Annotated in this window: 18 protein-coding genes; 5 read left to right on the top strand and 13 right to left on the bottom strand. The window is 55.8% G+C overall.

The window, feature by feature from the left end; translation table 11 throughout:
• Positions 1-117 precede the first annotated feature (117 nt).
• On the bottom strand, positions 118-888 hold the full coding sequence (locus MNODULE_RS01855) for a carbonic anhydrase (RefSeq protein WP_168057790.1): 771 nt from the start codon (positions 886-888) through the stop codon (positions 118-120).
• 302 nt (positions 889-1,190) lie between these two features.
• On the opposite strand from MNODULE_RS01855, the gene MNODULE_RS01850 reads away from it, so the two are divergent.
• The gene (locus tag MNODULE_RS01850) at positions 1,191-2,597 is read left to right on the top strand and encodes a complex I 51 kDa subunit family protein (protein ID WP_168057789.1); all 1,407 of its coding nucleotides are present in this window, start codon (positions 1,191-1,193) and stop codon (positions 2,595-2,597) included.
• Here MNODULE_RS01850 and MNODULE_RS01845 read toward each other — a convergent pair.
• The 3 genes from MNODULE_RS01845 to MNODULE_RS01835 all read right to left on the bottom strand — a co-directional run bounded on the left by MNODULE_RS01845 (position 2,594) and on the right by MNODULE_RS01835 (position 4,778).
• Complete coding sequence (locus tag MNODULE_RS01845; protein WP_168057788.1) at positions 2,594-3,514, bottom strand: Kelch repeat-containing protein; 921 nt, start codon at positions 3,512-3,514, stop codon at positions 2,594-2,596. The genes MNODULE_RS01850 and MNODULE_RS01845 overlap by 4 nt on opposite strands.
• A gap of 2 nt (positions 3,515-3,516) precedes the next feature.
• Positions 3,517-4,167 (bottom strand): hypothetical protein, encoded by a 651-nt coding sequence (locus tag MNODULE_RS01840; protein ID WP_168057787.1) that lies wholly within the window; start codon positions 4,165-4,167, stop codon positions 3,517-3,519.
• Between the two features lie 122 nt (positions 4,168-4,289).
• Positions 4,290-4,778, bottom strand: a complete 489-nt coding sequence (locus MNODULE_RS01835) for an SRPBCC family protein (protein ID WP_168057786.1) — start codon at positions 4,776-4,778, stop codon at positions 4,290-4,292.
• Between the two features lie 225 nt (positions 4,779-5,003).
• Here MNODULE_RS01835 and MNODULE_RS01830 point away from each other — a divergent pair, with 225 nt between their 5' ends.
• Entirely contained in the window at positions 5,004-6,887 is a 1,884-nt protein-coding gene (locus tag MNODULE_RS01830) for a cytochrome ubiquinol oxidase subunit I (protein ID WP_168057785.1), read from the top strand.
• Positions 6,888-7,023: 136 nt separating this feature from the next.
• The gene (locus tag MNODULE_RS01825) at positions 7,024-7,632 is read left to right on the top strand and encodes an outer membrane beta-barrel protein (protein WP_168057784.1); all 609 of its coding nucleotides are present in this window, start codon (positions 7,024-7,026) and stop codon (positions 7,630-7,632) included.
• 20 nt (positions 7,633-7,652) lie between these two features.
• Here MNODULE_RS01825 and MNODULE_RS01820 read toward each other — a convergent pair whose 3' ends face one another.
• From MNODULE_RS01820 to MNODULE_RS01800, 5 genes are all read right to left on the bottom strand, one after another.
• A complete protein-coding gene (locus tag MNODULE_RS01820; RefSeq protein WP_238339175.1) occupies positions 7,653-9,557 on the bottom strand; it encodes an Lnb N-terminal periplasmic domain-containing protein in 1,905 nt (634 codons plus the stop codon).
• Between the two features lie 146 nt (positions 9,558-9,703).
• Positions 9,704-10,195 carry a DUF3015 domain-containing protein gene (locus tag MNODULE_RS01815; protein WP_168057782.1) on the bottom strand — a complete coding sequence of 164 codons (492 nt, stop codon included), beginning with the start codon at positions 10,193-10,195 and terminating at the stop codon, positions 9,704-9,706.
• Between the two features lie 198 nt (positions 10,196-10,393).
• Positions 10,394-10,984 carry an LIC12231 family lipoprotein gene (locus MNODULE_RS01810; protein ID WP_168057781.1) on the bottom strand — a complete coding sequence of 197 codons (591 nt, stop codon included), beginning with the start codon at positions 10,982-10,984 and terminating at the stop codon, positions 10,394-10,396.
• Between the two features lie 105 nt (positions 10,985-11,089).
• Complete coding sequence (locus MNODULE_RS01805) at positions 11,090-11,788, bottom strand: class I SAM-dependent methyltransferase (protein ID WP_168057780.1); 699 nt, start codon at positions 11,786-11,788, stop codon at positions 11,090-11,092.
• 186 nt (positions 11,789-11,974) lie between these two features.
• Entirely contained in the window at positions 11,975-12,823 is an 849-nt protein-coding gene (locus MNODULE_RS01800; protein WP_168057779.1) for an MBL fold metallo-hydrolase, read from the bottom strand.
• Positions 12,824-12,962: 139 nt separating this feature from the next.
• Here MNODULE_RS01800 and glgC point away from each other — a divergent pair, with 139 nt between their 5' ends.
• Positions 12,963-14,198, top strand: a complete 1,236-nt coding sequence (gene glgC, locus MNODULE_RS01795; RefSeq protein ID WP_168057778.1) for a glucose-1-phosphate adenylyltransferase — start codon at positions 12,963-12,965, stop codon at positions 14,196-14,198.
• Between the two features lie 116 nt (positions 14,199-14,314).
• Here glgC and MNODULE_RS01790 read toward each other — a convergent pair whose 3' ends face one another.
• The gene (locus MNODULE_RS01790) at positions 14,315-14,917 is read right to left on the bottom strand and encodes a peptidylprolyl isomerase (protein WP_168057777.1); all 603 of its coding nucleotides are present in this window, start codon (positions 14,915-14,917) and stop codon (positions 14,315-14,317) included.
• A 189-nt stretch (positions 14,918-15,106) separates the two neighbouring features.
• On the opposite strand from MNODULE_RS01790, the gene MNODULE_RS01785 reads away from it, so the two are divergent.
• Complete coding sequence (locus MNODULE_RS01785) at positions 15,107-15,634, top strand: hypothetical protein (RefSeq protein ID WP_168057776.1); 528 nt, start codon at positions 15,107-15,109, stop codon at positions 15,632-15,634.
• Positions 15,635-15,710: 76 nt separating this feature from the next.
• On the opposite strand, the gene MNODULE_RS01780 is transcribed toward MNODULE_RS01785, so the two are convergent.
• The 3 genes from MNODULE_RS01780 to MNODULE_RS25350 all read right to left on the bottom strand — a co-directional run bounded on the left by MNODULE_RS01780 (position 15,711) and on the right by MNODULE_RS25350 (position 18,059).
• Entirely contained in the window at positions 15,711-16,403 is a 693-nt protein-coding gene (locus MNODULE_RS01780; RefSeq protein ID WP_168057775.1) for an HAD family hydrolase, read from the bottom strand.
• A 67-nt stretch (positions 16,404-16,470) separates the two neighbouring features.
• Positions 16,471-17,751, bottom strand: coding sequence for a M48 family metallopeptidase (locus MNODULE_RS01775; RefSeq protein WP_168057774.1), 1,281 nt, complete (start codon positions 17,749-17,751; stop codon positions 16,471-16,473).
• Positions 17,752-17,801: 50 nt separating this feature from the next.
• Complete coding sequence (locus MNODULE_RS25350) at positions 17,802-18,059, bottom strand: GIY-YIG nuclease family protein (RefSeq protein ID WP_422666743.1); 258 nt, start codon at positions 18,057-18,059, stop codon at positions 17,802-17,804.
• Between the last annotated feature and the right edge of the window lie 88 nt (positions 18,060-18,147).

Below are 18,147 nucleotides of genomic sequence, written 5' to 3'. Positions count from 1 at the left end.
TTGTCGGATAAAATCCAGGCGCATTGTTGACAGGCCGGTTCGAGAAACAACGGAGGGCGAACCATCCGGTTCGCCCTCCGCATTTTTCTCTTGGTTTGCAGCGGCCGAAGGAGTGGATTATTCGGCGGCGACTTTGATCGATCTTTCGTGCAGCGGCTGAACCGGTCTGGCCGTCATCGGGAAGATCGCGGTGAATTTTTCCACCTGGGCCTTCGAGACTTCAATCGAGTCGTTCATGACCATCCAGTTGACCCCTTCGGAGCAGGGGGGGGTGGTCAACGAGCCGGGATAGTTCGAGAAGGTCTTCTTGGCGGGGAGGAAGTCAAACGGGTTGATGACGACTTGACCGACCGTCTTTTCTTTGCCGGCCTCGGCGGGGAGATGCTCCCAGAGCGTTTTGACGAGGGGATGCTCCTTTCCGGCGTTCATAAAGACCCCGACGACCGCCAGCTCTCCCGCGTCGTTCTTGTGAACGAGGTGGACCTCCATGTCGCCGGCTTTACCGCTCTTTTTGTGCTCGCTCGGGCTGTGGAAGTGGAATTGAAGCAAATCGTATTTCTTTCCCCCCACGGTGATGGAGCTCCCCTTCGGCGCGTTCACCTGGATGGTGTGGCCGTTGTTGACAATGGTCAGGGGGAAGGGATGATATTTGAATTCAATCGGACCGAGCTTCTCCGGCTTGCCGGAGGTGATATCGATGGGGGATTGGTTCTTTCCCGATTTACACGTCTGAAATTTCGGATCGAGCTCTCCCCAGTGCTCCGGCCCCTCTTTCCCGTCATAATCCCAGTGGGGCCCGTGACCTCCTGCGGCAATCGCGTGGGTGATCGGGGCAAAGAGCGATAAAGCAAAGGTCCATGTGGCGAGTGCCTGGGCTGTTCTGTTCATTCTGACCTCCCTTTCGATGGCGGTGATTGGATGAATCAGGGGTAACAACGGTTCGGCAGCGGAAGAGTGCTTGCCGCTCCCCTCTCCGTGGACAGGGGTATCGATTTTGGTATCAGAATCTCCCTCTCCATGTCAAGCAGAAATCATTTCCGTCAATAGAAATGTCAAAAAGGAACAGAAAAAACAGCTCCTGTCGCCGGGCGTCTGGTCTGCCGATCGGATCTTCTTCCGCGCTCACAAACCGGTTGCCTTTCCGATTTCGTTTGGCTATAATTCGGTGAACTCGTTGGGGGAATTGAATCATGTCCGATCAGAAAACGATGGAGCAGAAGATCCTTCTTCAACATGAAGAGCCGCTCAAAACGCTCGACGATTATCTCGCCCGCGGCGGCTTCCAGGCCCTTAAAAAGGCGCTGGGGATGACGCAGATGCAGGTGATCGACGAGATCAAGCGGTCGAGCCTTCGCGGTCGCGGCGGCGCCGGTTTCCCGACCGGGATCAAATGGGAAGGGGTTTACAAGAAACAAGCCGACATCCTCGGCATGATCCCCACGAAATACCTCGTCTGCAACGGCTCGGAAGGAGAGCCGGGCACCTACAAAGATCGCTACCTCATTCAAAAGAATCCATACTCGCTGATCGAAGGAATGATGATCGCGTCGTATGCCATCGGCACCTACAAGGCGATTATCTGTATCAAAGAGATTTTTAAAAAAGAGATCGCCATTCTCCAGCGGGCGTTGAAGGAATGCGCCGACGCCGGCTACATCGGCGACAACGTCATGGGGACGGGGCGGAACCTCCCCCTTGAGCTCGGCTTCGGTCCCGACTCGTATCTTCTCGGAGAAGACCGCGCGCAGTTGGAAGTGCTTGAAGGAAAACCGGCCTGGCCGCGCGCCAAAGGGATGATTCCGGTGGAGTACGGTCTCTTCGGTCAACCGACCGTCGTCAACAATGTCGAAACCCTCTCGACCGTTCCTTATATTATTCTGCGGGGAGCCGATTGGTTCAAGTCGATCGGAACGGCCGACACCGCCGGTACGATGATCTTCACCCTCACCGGCGATGTCAATCGCCCTGGGATGTATGAGCTGCCGATGGGGACTTCGCTGCGAACTCTAATCGAGGTCTACGGCGGCGGCGCCAAGCTCGATCGCCATATCCGGGCGGTCTTCTCCGGTCCCACCAACGCCGTGATCCCGGCCGACAAACTCGATACCCCGCTCGATTTCGCATCGATGCGGAAGATCCCTTCCGGTATCGGCTCCGGCGGCTTCATCGTCTACGACGACACCGCCTGCATCCTGAAAGCCGGCCTGAACTTCGCCCGTTTCCTGGCGATCGAATCGTGCGGGCAGTGCGCCTCCTGCAAAACCGGAACGGGCCGGATCGCTCACCGGCTGGGGCTGATCGAGGAGGGAAAAGGGACGGAGCAGGATGTCTTCGCCATTTTGGAAGACTGCCTTCACACCAAAGGCTCCGGTCGTTGCTATCTGGTGACCGAAACGGGGATCGACATCAGCAGCATCTTCTACAATTTCCCGGATGATGTCGTCGAGCACCTGGAGTATGGCTGCCTGAAGGATCGACATCTCCCCCTGCCGAAGATCAAAGATTTCGACGAAGCGACCCACACCTTTACGTTCGATGAGAACTATTTCGATCGGAGCTTCGCGGAGGGGCGGTACATCATCGAGCCGGCGCTCTAGGGGGTGAAGGCGGTGACCCGGTTCGTCGGTGTTCTTCCGTCCGGTCCCCGTCCCCCGATCAGATAGATTCTCCCCTCCAAAAAAACGGTCGCCATCGCCACCCGGGCGTCGGGCATCAGCGGCAGTTCGATCCATTTTCTTGTCTTAGGATTAAGCACCGCCGCCCGGTCCTGGACTCGATCGCCGCTGTGCCCCCCGAAGAGATAAATCTTCTCATCAACGAGACAGCTCCCGACCCCCGCCGCGCGCCACGGTAGGTGAAATCGCGGGTCGGACGACCAACGGTTTTCGGCCGGATCGTACTGCTCGATCAGATCGTAATTGTGAAAGACCCCCTCCCGAAACCCGGCCCCGCCGATCGCCAGAATCTTTTCCGAGAACGGCACCGTCGCCAGCGAAAAGCGGGGGGTCGGCATCGGAGCAATCTCCCACCACAACCCTTCTTTCCGATCGAGCCGCTCGGAGAATGCAAACGCCGGATCGGTCATCGGGCCGCCGGTCGCCTCCGGATGGTGCCCGCCGAAAAGATAGATCGTATCGTTGAAGGTGGTCGCCGCCGGCGCGTCGTGCCGCTGCAGCAGGCCGGGCCCTTTCGACCAGGCGCCGGTTTTCGGATTGAAGACCTCGACGACAGTGAGGAAGTTGAAGGTGCCGTCCGGACGCCGAAATCCCCCCCCCATGACGTAGGCTTGTTCATTCAAATTTACCGCGACCACCCCCGAACGGAGCGTCGGCATCTCCGGCCCGAAGGTCCACCGGTCCGTTTTGGGATCGTAGATCTCGACCGTCTGAAGGCTCTTGAACTCCGGCCCCCCGCCGCCGAAGACATAGAGCTTTCCACCCATCGCCGCGGCGCCGCAGTGGGAGCGGATGGTGTTCATCGGTGCCAAGGTGAGCCAGGAGGAGGAAGTCGCCATGATCAACGTCTCATCGGGTGATGGGTGATTCCTTCATTTGCCACAATGTCGCTCATCAGTCGAAACGTCTTTATCCCCTCCGCGACGAGTCCCCCTTTTTCAAATATCGGGCTTTCGAAAGGGATGAATCGATGGATCTTCAAAAAGGGCCGGATCGCCAGCGCCGCTTCAACCGCCTCCCGATTGTCTTTGCGGATCTCCAGGAGCAGCTCGGGCCGCTTCTCCCACTCCCAGAGGGTCGGGGCCATGAGAATGTAAAGCCCTTGATCGGCCAGCCGGTCGTAGGAGCTCAGAAGGTTCCGCGTGTACCGGTCGAGATGGGGTCCCTCCAGGATCAGGGCGAAGACAAAATGGTGACCCCACCAGAAAAGGGAGCGGAAGGTGAACTTCTCGTCCTGAGAAAAGTACTTTGGCAAGTCGAGATATTGATATGGAAAATCGTGCAGGTGTTCCCCTTTTACGAACTGGCCGATGGTCGTATCGACCCCCTCCGGCGCGAGGAGGGAAACGGTAAACAACTCTTCTTTGAGGGCGACATGAAGCTGCTCCAAAATCTGCTTGACCTTCCGCGAGATGATGGCTTTTGTCTGGAAGAAATGGGTCTCTTGGATGAGGCTTCGTTCGGCCGGGGTAAACTGGATCGATCGGTCCATCGGCGCAGGGTTACTCCTATCGGTTTGGGTGGAGAATAACGGTCTCGGTGGAGGGAGTCAAGGAATTAAAAAGGGGGCGAAGAGCGCCCCCTTGGGTGAGAATTAAAGATATTTTCCGTCGGTTACGCCACCTTTGGCTCAAGGGCTTCCTCCGCCGGAGGGGTTTCCGTTCCTTCCATAAACGCTTTGAACCGGTTGAGATCATCTTCGACCTGTTGAGAAGGCTCCTCCCCGAAGAGCTTCGCAAAGGCCGCGCCGACCTTCCCGCCGGGCGGGTTGTACTGAAGCATCACCCGGACCTGGGTTCCCTCCGGCACCCGATCGAAATGGACCGATCCGGTGTTGTCGACGTCGGCCCCTTCGAGCGATTTCCAGGAGATCAGCTCGTTCTGCAAATCTTTAATGATTTCGGCATCCCATTCCACCGTCGTTCCGGCCGGGGCCTTGGCAACCCAATGAGACCGATTCCGATCGAGAACCTTCACCGATTTAAGATGATTCATGATCTCCGGCAGGTTCCCGAAATTTCTCCAAAAATGATAAAGGATTTCGGGGGGTTTCCGAATAATTACGCTCTTTTCCACTTTGATTCCTTCGATCTTTCTCCTCATGGGACCTCCTTACATTTTAGTTCCTCGATAAACGGCTCCGGTAGACCTACAAGACTCCCCAAATAAAAATATCTCCTTGAAAGGGGGGATGTCTACCCTCCCGAAAGGACTACTCCAGTTGGATCATCCGTCAGCGAGAAGCGAGCCCTTCTTCCTGAATAAAAGCTTGACACCCGCCCCCCGGGGCCGGTATGATCCGTTCATTCGTAAAAGCAAAGGCTTGTCATGAAAAGGAATTTCCTCGCACCCCCTTTTTTTATCTCTTTTTTTCTTCTCACCCTCTGCCTCTTTCAGCCGGCTTTCGCAGAGGAGCCGGTCCCTTCTGGAGCAATCTCGGGAGAAGTTTCAAAAGACATCTATTACCAAGGGGGAGGGCCCGTCTCCGGTCCCCCTGCGCCCAAGATGTCTTATCCGGAGAGCTACGGTCGGACCGGCGGGATCGACGGCCGATCGCTCCTCTGGTTTTTCATTCAGCAGCACTTCTTTATGGGGAGCTTTATCCTCGGCGTCCCGATGATCGCCTGGATGATCGAGCTCTTCGGCCATCTCCGCCGCCGGGGCCATCGGGAGCAGTCGGAGAAACAGGACAGCCTGGCCCGGGAGATCATGGAGATTGGAATGCCTTTTTATCCGATCACGATCTTCTTCGGGGTCGCCCTTCTGGGTGCCTTTCTCTTTCTCTACAATTCATTTTTCCAGTATATGGCCCAACTCTTTCGGCCGGTCGTCTATCTCTATGCCCTCTGTTTTATTCTGGAGAGTATTCTTCTTTACGGCTACACGCTGACCTGGGAGCGCTGGCGGCGCGGCGATCGGAAGTGGCTTCACCTGAGCATCGGGGCCCTCACCGTCACCAACGGCGTGGTGATCGTCTGCCTGGCCAACGCCTGGATGGCGTTTATGATGTCCCCGGCCGGAATTGATTCCGAAGGACGCTACCTCGGCAGTGTCTGGCGGATCATGCACACCGCTCTCTGGAATCCGCTGAACGTCCATCGGATCTTGGCGAGCATCATGTTCAGCGGGGCGGTGATCGCGGCGTATGCCGCCTACAAGATGCTCACCACGCGCGACCCCGCGCGGCGCGCCCACTTCGATTGGATGGGGCATGTGAACATCATGATCGCCATCGTGAACCTTTTTCTTCTTCCCTTTGCCGGCTACTGGTTCGCCAAGATGATTTTCATTTACCGGCAGCGGATGGGGGTCACGTTGATGGGAGGGCAGATGAGCTGGCCGTTCGTGATTCAGGCGATGCTGATCGGCCTGATTTTCATGACGGTGACCTATTACCTTTGGCAGGGAACTTCCCGGATGAACGGGTCGGAGCGGTATAACTATCTGGTCAAGTATCTGCTGATCATCTTGACCGTCTCGTTCATCATCTGGACGACCCCGCACACCCTTCCGGCGAGCCAGAGCGAGGTAAAACAGATGGGAGGGGCGCAGCACCCGATCGTCGGCTATTACGGGACGATGGCGGCGAAGAACACCGCCATCAATACGATGATCCTCGCCTTCGGCCTTTGCATGATCATCTTCAAAAGATGCAACAAAGAGATCACCGTTGCTTGGAGAAAATGGGGAAACGCCGCCCTGATCGCCCTCTTCGGGGGGGCCGAGTTGATCGTGATCTACCTCGGCGTCTCCGGCTTTTACGTTCCGGCCAACGTCCGGGTCCGGTTTGCCTTTCCGCAGTTTATGGCGGCGATGATCGCGCTGGGAGGGGGGTATCTCCTGAATTGGCTGATGCTCCGGCGGTCCCGGTCGCTCGGCCCCATCCAATGGGGAAAACTTCCGGTCGGCGGAGCCATCGCGCTTTTTTCCCTGGCCGTCTTCATCACCATGACGATGGCGCTGATGGGATACATCCGGTCGTCGGTCCGTCTCGATTGGCACATCACCGAGATCATGCACGACGCCACCCCTTGGGCCGCGACCCCCGGCCTCACCTACGCGGTCGGGATGGTCCTCCTCAACGTGGCGATTTTCTGGTTTCTCGCCGTGTTAATTTTCTGGGCCGGCAGCGGCCGGAAGCTTGCGCTTCCCTCCAAAGCGATCGAAGGCTCGGGCGAGCTCCCCGAGACGAACGAATCGCTGCCGTCGTAAGCCGCTGCCGATAACCCTTCCTTGTTATCCTCTCTGCGTTCCCGTAAGAAATTTTAATTGACATCTCACCTCAATCTTTGGTATAGCTCTTCGACCCTGGAAAGGGATATTCCCTACACCTGGAGAGGAGAAAAAAATGCCGAGGCTTCTAATCGCAATGATCGTTGCGTTTCTTCTGACGGTGAATGTATCCCGCGCAGAAACCTTTGAGGCAAAAGACGGATTGTATATCGGGGCGGATCTGATCGTGAACGTCCCTGAGCAAGACCTCAGCGGCGACTTTGCCGAGGTTGATCCCGGCTCCGGATTCCGTCTCAACCTGGGTTATCGCTTTCCCATTCCTCTTGCCCTTGAGGTTGAATTCGGGGCTTCTGGGCATATGGTGGATGATGAAGACGCGGGAATTGCGTTTTTGGCGATAAATCTCCGTTACTTTCCATTGACCTTTTCTTTTGCGGGCATGCCGGCGGAAGCCTTTTTTCGGGCGGGGTTCGGCTCATATGCTCTCGTCATTGACGGGGTCAGAGACGGCTCCGGCCGTCGAGACGACCTTGAATTGACCGGGGACGGGTTCGACGTCGGGATCGGAATAGAGATATATCCTCGGCCGCAATTCAGCGTCGTGTTCGGGGTGACGCAACGGTTTGTGGAGTATGACGAACTCGATTACCTCGACTTCGAATTAATTGAGGATGTGAAAGGGGCAATGACCACCGTAAATGCCGGTATAAAATATCATTTCTAATCCGGTGCGGACTCTCCCTTCTAAAAATAAAAATGAACCGTGACAAGCGCCTCATTCAGGAAGTCGCGTCGATCGAATTCCTGCCGGCGGTTGAGCTCCACGCGTAGTGCCAAGTCTTTTTGCAGGGTCACCCGCTGCTGGAGCGACATCTTCAGATCGTGGGAGCGATCGCCGAGAGGATAGGATAGATACGTTGCAAAAAGATGTGCCTTCCACCGAGACGCCAGGTCGGCCAATACTCCGATCGTCCCGCCGATGCCGGCCCGATAATTCGGGTCGAAGAATCCTCCATAATTCCCATCCACTTCGATAAAGAAATAAATCAGCTCTCGCCGGAGCAGATGCGCTTCCAAGGCGCTCCCGGTGCCGGCGTTCAAAGCAAAATAGCGGCAGTTGCGGCAAGGACTACCGGTCAACGTTTCCAGGCCGACGCTCACCTTCCAAGAGGGTTTCTTAAAGAGGGGATCGAGCGGAAAGAGGGAAATGATGTTGGCGAAGGAGAGAGAGTGGAGCACGGTCTTGTCTTGGTGATTGTAATGGCGAAGCCGCGCGTTCATCAGCTCGATCTGCGCGCCGGGTGTGTAACCAGTCTCATCATCGAGCAGATCTTGGTAGGCCGGCCGAATGGCAATTTCTTCAAACGGCTCCCCCTCCCGCCAGCCGAGACCCAGGCCGACGCGCGCCGTCTCATGCCCCTGCTCGGGGGGGACCGTCGTCGGCTCGAATCGGACCGCCGGACTCTGCACCCGCAGCCCGCTTCGGCGCGCGAGCAATAATCGCTGCTTTTTCTTGATCGCCTCGGGACCGGTCTCTTCCTTCGCCGTCTGATAACGGGTGTAGTCGTAAGCGATATCGAGAAGAAACGCCTGCCGGTCGATCGGGAGGGTATTGAACGGCTCGGATTCGATCGCTGCCGAGGTATTTCGATCGATCTCCGTCAAAAGCCGACGCTCCTCGGATGAAAGATGGTCTCTTTTTTGACGGATCTGGGTTCCGCGCGCAGGGCGGTAGGTGATCTCGCCGACGAGCCCCGGCACCGATGCGATCAGGCGAACGGTGTCGGCTGGAATTGTCCAGAACCAGAAGGAATCTGTCAGGTGAAGATCGGGGTCGGCGACCTCCAGCAGGGGAAGCAGTTGATAGGAGCAGTTCTGCTTGAAGAAGTAATAAGTGAAGGCGGTATTGCCGAGCTCCCAGGCATGCATCAGCATTCGCCGGATCTGCTCCTCGGTGAGGTTCAACCGATATTCCCAAATGTCTCGGTTTTCCATATCGCTGTATTTGCGAACCTGGAGATAATAGGGAATCGTCGAAAAATTCCCCTTGAAGCCGCCGGTAATTCCAAGCACCGCAAAGAGAACACCGTTATCGGTCGTCACGTTGGCGGCGTAGTTGACGGTGTAGTCGAGAATCTCTGTCTGTTCCGTCTGGTCCTTCTGGTCGATCCGAAGAAGGGTGTGGCCGAACATAGATGAGGGGTTGTTCATGTAGGCCGAAGGGAAAATCAAGGTCATCGATTGAGGATTGAGCGCCGCATACCAGGCATCGAACCGGCCGCATTGCTGTTCCGGGAGGCGTGTCGGATCGATGCCGAGCTCCGTCTTAAGCCAATGATACCGGGCGATGAAGGCGCACTGGGCCGGCTGTTTTGATGTGGCGACGAGCTCCTCACTAAAAAAAGCGGCAAGGGTGGCCTCCAGCTCGGCCTGGGGGTTCGTTTTCCCGTCGGGCGCCAGGAAGAAGCCGGCCGGATCGGCCTCGCTGACGACACCCCCGAGGAGGGCCGGACGATAATGAAGAAGAAGATGCCAGTAGCGTTGTTGAGAAAGCTCATTCTGACGTGAGGCTTCGATCAGCTCTTGCAGATAGTCCTGAGCATCTCCAGCAAAAGCAGGCCTCGCACAAATCAGGAGGAGAAAAAACAAAAGGAACGTCGTTACGCTCTGTAGAAGCGGAGATCGGCGGCCGAAAAAATATAACTTAATTGGTTTCAAACCGAAGAAGAACGCTGAGGCGAAAGACAACATCGGCCCTACTCGGCCCCCGACCGAAGCCGGGGGCCGAAGAGAGATTAGTGACTTGAAATAAAAGTGGAAAGATTTGGATGGGTCGACATCTCTTGGTTGAGCGCAACCAGCATCTCCCCGGAAGTCGTCTTCTCCGTGGGGAAGATCGCGGTATATTTCGCCTGGGTCAATGTAAAGAAGTCGGTTTGATGCTCTGCAGGGATGCCGAGAAGAGAAGCCAATGAAGCGAGGTGCTCCCCTTGACCCTGGGCCATCTCTTGAGAAAGGTTATCCAGATTCGCGCTGGCGAAGACGTTGACTTTCTCTTCGTTCTTTACAACGCCATCTTGGGTGCAACCCAAGGTGCCTGTTGAAATTCCGAACGTCTGGTTGCCAAATGTCCCATTGGTTGTTGCGGCCAGCACCTGCGGGACGACCCCTTTCTGTCCTTTAAAAATCATCGTTCCGGCGCCGCAGCCGGGCCCCTCGCCGTCGGCAAAACTCTGAGAGACAGGAATCAAAGCGAACACAACCGCTGCATAGAGCAATCTTTTCATTAGTGATTCTCCTTTTTGGGTTGGTGAGGAAGGTACGACTGATCTGTGTTCACTGGATCCGGACCGAGAGAACCTGGTCCGCGTTTCTGCTGCACGGTGCACCTAAAAAGTTATCATTTGCGGGATGAATGTGTCAAGGGAAATGGAGAGACATCAAACCTGCTTCCCGCCGGAGAAGCAAAGAGATTTCGCGAAGGTCTATACTTCTTGATCAAAAGTTTTATCTTTCAGCGCGTCCAAAAAGAACTGATGAGTGGTCGCCGTAAAAACATCCTCCTCGCTATAGGTCGCCAGGTTGATCCAAGCGAAGGGAAGAAGAAAGAGCCAGAGCCCGAACTTTCTCGTCACTTGATACTCATATGTTTTGATACGTTGTTGATCGAAGAAAACCTGATATCGTACCCAGTAACCATCATTTCCGCTATAGGCCGGAATGAGACCGAGCGTCGAGACCGAAAGATATCCAAAGATCAAAGCAGGAAGAGATAGAGGCTTGTATTCCACCTCCACAAGACAATACATTCCTTTTGCAGGAGGTTCTTGCGCTTTTATGGTTTCTGAGAAGACCGCATTTTCTCTAAATCTCTTGTTGAGGGTATGAAATCCTCCCGCGTCCAAGATTGGAAATTTCTGAATGGTGTAGTAGAGAACACCGTCCCGTTTCGGAGGAAGGGTTTGATCGAGCGCGGTTTCCGGGAAATCACGATAAGTTGTGATGCAAGCGGTTAGTTGTGTGAAAAGGAGAATCAGTGCGAGAGCACTTCTTGCCAATCGTCGTATGGGATCCATCGCTGATGAAGCCTTTCGTCGGCCGCTTCAGATAACATCGATGTAAAGAAGATCGGGATAAAACAGATGGCATTGCCATTGTCTAAAACAATCACACGTAGAATGTTATCTCTTCAGCGTAGAATAAGCCGCCGGATAAGCCCCGTTGCCGCTTCCGTTTCCATGTCCGTTGCCGTTTCCATTGAGCCCCTTTCGGTTCGTGCACTGAACCACCTTCCAGTAGTTGAGCGGTTTAACGCTTCTCTTTTTTTCCACGACCAGCGGCTTTCCGCTCAAGAGGCTGCTCAAATCGAGGTCGGCCTGGAAGCCGATCTTCTTGGTAAAGGGGGAGATGGCCTTTTCACAGCCTGAGATGAAGGGGTTCATATTTTTGAAGTGATTGAGGAGGACGATCTTTCCCCCCACCTTGCAGACGCGGATCATCTCCGCGATGACCTGATGGGGATCGGGCACGGCCGAGATCACGTAGGCGGCGAAGACGGAGTCGAAGGAGTTGTCGGGAAAGTTCATCTTCATCGCATCCATCTTCATCAGCTGGATGTGAGAGAGCTGATACTGGCCGACGCGTTGCCGCCCCTTCTCCAGCATCGGCTCGCAGAAGTCGATCCCGATCACTTTGCAGTTTCTCGGGTAATAAGGAAGGGAGAGGCCGGTGCCGACCCCCACTTCGAGAATGTTCTCTCCTCCCCGGATATTTAAGAGCTGGATTGCATCCGCGCGGGATTGGTGGAAGAGTTTTCCAAAGACCAGATCATAAAACCCCGAGAAGACGGTATAAGCCCGCTCGATACTTTTCGCATCCATAACAGGATTCTCCTATTGACTGCCGCATAACGCGTGATACCAGATGGAGATTTCATTCGAGACGTCTGATGGATTTTAAAAAAAAAGACTAAAAGAATCAAGATAATTGTAACAGAGAACACCTTTCAAACGGAAGCGGTTTTACACCGAAAGGGGCTGACCGCGACATCGATACGGAAAACACCTCTAGAACGAGGCGGTAAAAAAGGGATTGTGCTGTTGCTCCTCCTCGACCGTGGTGGCCGGCCCATGGCCGGGAAAGAGGCGGGTCTCTTTCGGAAGAGAAAGGATCGCCTCCCGGACCGACCGAAGCAAAACAGGGTAGGTCGAGGTCGATTGCGCCCGGCCGAGCGATCCGGCGAAGAGGGCGTCGCCGACAAAGGCGACCGGTTTCTCCAGACCGTTTGTCGGCTCAATGAAGAAGGTGGTTCCGCCGGGGGTGTGGCCGGGGCTCCGCCGGTGGCGGATTCGAAACCGCCCGACCGGGATCTCCCCTCCCTCTTTCAGAAAAGTGATCCCTTGAGGGGGTCGGCCCCCGCCCGAGAATTCATCCGAATGGAGATAGATCGGAGCGCCCGTCGCGGCGTGGATCCGATCGGCCCCGCCGACATGATCGGCGTGTGTATGCGTGATGCAAAGAGCAACCAATCGGATCTTCTCCTTTTTGATCTCCGCCAAGACCTGATCGGGACTGTAGCCGGTATCGAAGAGGGCCCCCTCCCCCGTGGCGGGATCGATAAAGAGATAGCCGTTTACCGGATAGGTTCCGATTTTGCCGTCGATCCACCGGACCATCGGAATCGGCTCGCGCGACCGGGGTTCCCATTCCGAGCGCGCGATGGCGGCCAGCTTACGCGCATCCAGCGAAAGGGCTGCGGAGAGGCGCTCGATCTCGTCGGCGCTCGGGTCGGATCCCCCTTCCAAGGCGCCGATCCGAGCGCCCGTCATTTGCGCCTTTTGCGCCAGCTCGTCCGGAGACCATCCCTTTCCGAAGCGGGCTTTGCCGATAATATCTGAAAAGGTATCTTCGAGCACTTGTTTTCCTCTTTGATCGAAGATACAGGAGACCCTACCCGTGTGTCAATGACTGATAAAGGAAGAGAAGTGGATGATTTACAGTTGAAATTTGGTTTTTTTTCGAATACACTCCCTGAATAATCCTTCGGAGGTGACCATGCAGGTTGTCGATAAGACATTATCGATCGTACTGGCCGGCGGGGTCGGCTCCCGTCTTCATCCCCTGACGGCCGATCGGGCCAAGCCGGCGGTTCCCTTCGGCGGGATTTACCGGATCATCGATTTTACCCTCTCGAACTGCCTTCACTCGGGCCTCCGGCGCATCCTGATTCTCACACAATACAAATCACATTCGCTTCACAAACATCTTCGAGACGGCTGGTCGATCTTCATCCCGGAAATCGGCGAGTTCATCACCGCCGTTCCGGCGCAGATGCGGGTGGGAGAGGGATGGTATGCCGGGACTGCCGATGCGATCAACCAAAATCGCTATCTCCTCGAGCGGAGCGGGGCGGAGTATGTCCTGATTCTCGCGGGAGATCACATCTATCGGATGGATTACGCCCGGATGCTGGAGGAGCATGCCCGCCGAAAATTCGACGTGACGGTCGCCTGTATGCCGGTGCCGATCGCCGATGCCCGCTCCTTCGGCGTCATCGACATCGACCCGGAGCTCCGGGTCCGGAGTTTCATTGAAAAGTCTCCCCATCCCCCGACCATGCCGAATGACCCTCAACATGCCCTCGCCTCGATGGGGGTTTACGTCTTCAATCTTCCTTTTCTCTTGAAGGTCCTCGCCCAGGACCACGAGGACGACACCTCCGGTCACGATTTCGGAAAGAATATCCTCCCAAGCGTCATCAATACCCATTCCGTCGGGGCGTATCACTTCGGGGGCAAGGAGGGCCGGGTCACCCGCGACGGCTACTGGCGCGACGTCGGAACCCTGGATGCGTACTACCAGGCGAACATGGATCTCATCGAACCGGTCCCTCCGATCGATCTCTACCAGAGCGATTGGGGGATTCGGACCTACCACGGCCAATATCCCGCGGCCCGGATGGCCCCTTCGGCCACCGGCGAGGCGGGATCGGTCGTCAACACCCTGTTGGCCGGAGGGGATGTCATTATCGGCGCAAGGGTTCTCCATTCGATCCTCTCGCCGAATGTTTGGGTCGAATCGGGGGCGCTCGTCGAGGATGCGATTCTGTTCGAAGGGGTTCAGGTCGGCGCCAGGGCCCGCTTGCGGCATTGCATCCTCGACAAAGGAGTTTATGTTCCGGCGGGAGAGACGATCGGTTGGGATCACGAACAAGATCGCTGCCGGGGATTTACGATCTCCGAGGGAGGGGTTGTGGTGGTTCCGAAGGAATATAAATTCGAGAAGAGGTAAAGAGGAAGGGGATAGCGGATTAGGAGGACACGGATTAGGGAGGGCGGGGCAAGGCTCAAAAGATTTTTACCCCGGGTTCATCTATCCCGTGTCCTCCTAATCCATTTTTTTCTCCGTTACTTTGATCTGATGATCTTCACCTTTTTGATGACCACTTCACTTTTCGGCCGGTCGCGCTCGTCGCGCGGGAGGGCGACGATCTTCTTGACCACCTCCTGGCCTTCGATGACCTGGCCGAAGATCGTGTGGCGGTTGTTCAACCAATCGGTCGGTCCTTCCGTAATAAAGAACTGGCTCCCGTTGGTGTTGCGGCCGGCGTTCGCCATCGCCAGGCGGCCGGGGCGATCGAATTTCAAGTCGGCCGAGAACTCATCCTCAAATTGGTAGCCGGGTCCGCCGCTCCCGTTCCCGAGCGGATCTCCCCCTTGGATCATAAAGCCGGGAATGACGCGATGAAAGATCACGCCGTCGTAGAGCGGCCGCTTCACTTTTTGTCTCGTTTTCGGATCGGTCCACTCTTTGGTTCCCTCGGCCAGCCCGATGAAGTTCGCCACCGTTTTCGGGGCCTCTTTCTCAAAGAGCTCCAGGGTGATGTTGCCTTGCGATGTCTCCATCACCGCGTAAACGCCGGGAGGGAGCTTCTTCTCCTCGGCCGCTCCCTCGGGAATGAGGGCCAAACCAACGACAATGAAACTTAAGATCCAGAGAGTCAGCTGCATTCAAACCTCCTTGAAAGTAAAAGACGGGCCGATCTTAATATAAGTAGGGCATCGTTGGCAAGCGGGAGGCGAAGGCGCCGGGCGAAGGTCTTTTGGGGGCTGGTATTTGGGGTTCAACTTCAAGTACAATAGAAAAAACATAGACACGGACCGATTGGTTAATACTGAATCACCTTGAAGGGGAGAGACATGGAGAAAAAGTGGGCCGTTCAGGGAGACGTCAAGGTCGAATTCCCGATGAGTGCCGTCATTGATATGTATTCTTTTTTCGAAGAGATCAAAGAGAAATGGGCGGACGATCCGGAGCTTCACGATTCGCTCAACCACTTCGAGCTGGAGATCAAAAAAGACGATTTCCACTATCGGATGGGAGAAATCTCAATCAAAGATCTCTTAAGAGATTACAAGATGGACGATCTCTATCAGCAAGCGAAAGCCGAACTCCCCTTAAAAGAAGCGCTCCGCCTTTTTGTCTCCTTCCTTCAACTGGAACAGCGGCTCCCTCCGAAAGTTCTCAAAGATGTCGATTACCAAAACAAGCGGGCCTGTTTTGTAATGGCCCTGGAAGAGAACAAGCTGCGCACCCCCGATTGGAAGGAGATGCGTCCCTTTCCGGTGGTCCGTCTCAGCTTCGATGTGGAAGAGGAGAATCAGGCGGAGGTAATTCCGATCCGTCCCGAAAACCAGAACCACTCCCCCCGGCCAAAACGAAAATAGATCTCTTTCTTTGTGTTCCGATTCGTAGGGGCACAGCATGCTGTGCCCCTACACAACCACCTATATCGATCCACAGTCAACCCGCGCAGAGCGCTTCAAGCTCCTTGGGCTCCATCTCCGTCAGGCTTGTGATAATCCGATCGGCTTTTCCCTCCAAACTTTCCCGCGCATAGGAGTTGGTGACCGCCAGACATTTCATCCCCGCCAGGCGGGCCGCCTCCACCCCATGGAGGGAGTCTTCAATCACCACACATTCGTCCGGCCGGATCGGTGGGTTCGGCACCGGCGGCAGCTCGTTTAGCTTTGCGAGCGCCGTGAGGAAGGCCTCCGGGTGGGGTTTCCCGTTTCGCACATCCTGCGCGCTCACGATCACCGGAAAAGCCGACCGCATCCCCCCTTTATCGAGGGCAAACTTGATCTCCCCCCGAAAAGCGCCGGAGGCGATCGCCAGCCGGTAGACCCCTGCCGCCTTCTTCACAAACTCCACCACCCCCGGATAGAGATAAAGCTCCTGCTGAGAGAGGGTCCGATAGACGGCCATCTTCCGAATGATCAAATCCTTGAGGATTTTGTTGTTGATCGGTTGCTGATGGGCGGCGAGCGCCGTCTCGAAGCACCCTTTGTCGTCCATCGCAAGGTACTTCGAATAATATTCCTCTTTGCTGAGGGTGATCCCCTCCTCCTGCAACACCTGCTGCAGCGCTTTCATATGGTGCGGCTCGCTGTCGACGATCACCCCATCGCAGTCAAAAATAATCGCTTTTAACATGGCTCTCCTCAAAAAAGTTGTCTTAGCATAAAGAAAGAGGCCGGAGAGATCAAGCCCTTTTGAAGGGTCAGGAAGTTTGAGCCTGCGCCGTTCGTCCCGGATGCCGAGGGGGTTGCGCTGCCTGGCGGATTGCCTGGATACGCTGCAGGATCGGAGGATGAGAATCGTTGAGGATCACATGGAGCGGGTGCGGCGTCAGGTTGGAGAGATGATCGACCGCCAGTTTTTTCAACGCGCCGATCATCGCCTCCGGCTGCTCAAAAGTCTCTGCGGCGAAGCGGTCGGCTTCGTATTCGTTCCTCCGCGACAGAGCTTGTAGAAAAATAGACAGGATCGACTCGACCGGGGTGAAGAGAAGGCTGAAGAAAACCAGCCCCGCATAGATCGACGGCTGATCCATGTAGAAGGCCTCATAAAGTCCGGGCCGGTAGAGAAAAATGGAGAGGAGGAAGAACATCAGCCCCGCGTGGGCGATGGAGAGGGCCATTCCCAGGAGAATGTGCTTTTTCTTATAATGCCCGATTTCATGCGCTAAGATAGCGACCAGCTCCGGAACCGTCTGCTTCGCAATCAACGTATCGAAGAGGGCGATCCGTTTGTGCCGGCCGAAGCCGGAAAAGAAGGCGTTCGCTTTGGTGGAGCGGCGCGAGCCGTCGATCACGTAGATCTGCTCCACCGGAAAATCGACCGAGCGGGCATAGGAGAGAATCCGCTCCTTCAGCTCCCCCTCTCCGAGCGGGGTGAACTTGTTGAAGATCGGCATAATCCAGGTGGGGGCGATAAATTGGACGAAGAAGACGAAGAGGGTAAAGGCGGCCCAGGCATAAAGCCAGGCGAGCTCCCCGGCGAAGTGGAAGAAAAAGAGAATGCCGGCGAGAAGCGGCCCCCCGAGCAGCAGGCCGAGCGCGGTCCCCTTGATCAAATCGGCAACGAAGGTCGCCGGCGTCATCTTGTTAAAGCCGAACCGCTGCTCGATGATGAAGGTGTCATAAATCTGGAAGGGAAGCGACAGAAGGCTTCTCAGGAAAACCAGAATGCCGATATAGGCGAGGCCCGTTACGATCGGACCGTACCCCCAACTCCGGACCCATAAGTCGATGAGATTGAATCCGCCGGAGAACCAGAAGGCGAGAAGGGCGATCAAGCCGACCGTCGCGGTGAGAATCCCGAACCGCGTCTTCACGCGGAGATACTCCTGCGATTTGCGGTAGGCCTCCGGGTCGTAGACCCCTTGAAATTCCTCCGGCAGCTCCCGCCGCATCGACTTGAGGTTGAGGAGATCGGCGGCGAGATTCAGGATGTAGTCGAGAAGAAGCGCGGCGAGAATGATAATTCCATAAAGATTCATCAGATCACCCTAAACAAATTAAGCGCCAAGAAGATATAAAAGCAACCCCGCTAATCGATCGGACTAATTGTGACATCGATCCTCCTCTCCAGAATCAGTTTTTCTTTTTCTTTCCGAGAGAGCGCCTTGAGCGCCCCCTCCCTGATGGATGCTTCGGAACGGCTGACGCAAGCTTCTTGATAGAGCACTCGGACCGGGCGCCGGGAGCGCGTGTAACGGGAGGCGCGCCCCGCGTTGTGTTGATCGAGCCGCCGCGCCAGCTTGTTGGTGATGCCGGTGTAGAAGGTCCCGTCGCTGCATTCGACGATGTAGACGGTCCAGATCGGCTCCTGTCGTTGATCAGAAAGAATCTCTTTTCCGGTTCGAGATCGCGCACGCTTTTTTTTCAGAGGGCGC

The sequence above is a fragment of the Candidatus Manganitrophus noduliformans genome (assembly GCF_012184425.1).
In the GTDB taxonomy this organism is placed as follows: Bacteria; Nitrospirota; Nitrospiria; order SBBL01; family Manganitrophaceae; genus Manganitrophus; species Manganitrophus noduliformans.
This window is presented reverse-complemented; position numbering and strand designations above follow the sequence as displayed.

Excerpts from the sequence above, each read along its gene's own strand:
- MNODULE_RS01855 (WP_168057790.1), bottom strand. The coding sequence starts at position 888 with ATGAACAGAACAGCCCAGGCACTCGCCACATGGACCTTTGCTTTATCG.
- MNODULE_RS01850 (WP_168057789.1), top strand. The coding sequence starts at position 1,191 with ATGTCCGATCAGAAAACGATGGAGCAGAAGATCCTTCTTCAACATGAA.
- MNODULE_RS01845 (WP_168057788.1), bottom strand. The coding sequence starts at position 3,514 with ATGGCGACTTCCTCCTCCTGGCTCACCTTGGCACCGATGAACACCATC.
- MNODULE_RS01840 (WP_168057787.1), bottom strand. The coding sequence starts at position 4,167 with ATGGACCGATCGATCCAGTTTACCCCGGCCGAACGAAGCCTCATCCAA.
- MNODULE_RS01835 (WP_168057786.1), bottom strand. The coding sequence starts at position 4,778 with ATGAGGAGAAAGATCGAAGGAATCAAAGTGGAAAAGAGCGTAATTATT.
- MNODULE_RS01830 (WP_168057785.1), top strand. The coding sequence starts at position 5,004 with ATGAAAAGGAATTTCCTCGCACCCCCTTTTTTTATCTCTTTTTTTCTT.
- MNODULE_RS01825 (WP_168057784.1), top strand. The coding sequence starts at position 7,024 with ATGCCGAGGCTTCTAATCGCAATGATCGTTGCGTTTCTTCTGACGGTG.
- MNODULE_RS01815 (WP_168057782.1), bottom strand. The coding sequence starts at position 10,195 with ATGAAAAGATTGCTCTATGCAGCGGTTGTGTTCGCTTTGATTCCTGTC.
- MNODULE_RS01810 (WP_168057781.1), bottom strand. The coding sequence starts at position 10,984 with ATGGATCCCATACGACGATTGGCAAGAAGTGCTCTCGCACTGATTCTC.
- MNODULE_RS01805 (WP_168057780.1), bottom strand. The coding sequence starts at position 11,788 with ATGGATGCGAAAAGTATCGAGCGGGCTTATACCGTCTTCTCGGGGTTT.
- glgC (WP_168057778.1), top strand. The coding sequence starts at position 12,963 with ATGCAGGTTGTCGATAAGACATTATCGATCGTACTGGCCGGCGGGGTC.
- MNODULE_RS01790 (WP_168057777.1), bottom strand. The coding sequence starts at position 14,917 with ATGCAGCTGACTCTCTGGATCTTAAGTTTCATTGTCGTTGGTTTGGCC.
- MNODULE_RS01785 (WP_168057776.1), top strand. The coding sequence starts at position 15,107 with ATGGAGAAAAAGTGGGCCGTTCAGGGAGACGTCAAGGTCGAATTCCCG.
- MNODULE_RS01780 (WP_168057775.1), bottom strand. The coding sequence starts at position 16,403 with ATGTTAAAAGCGATTATTTTTGACTGCGATGGGGTGATCGTCGACAGC.
- MNODULE_RS01775 (WP_168057774.1), bottom strand. The coding sequence starts at position 17,751 with ATGAATCTTTATGGAATTATCATTCTCGCCGCGCTTCTTCTCGACTAC.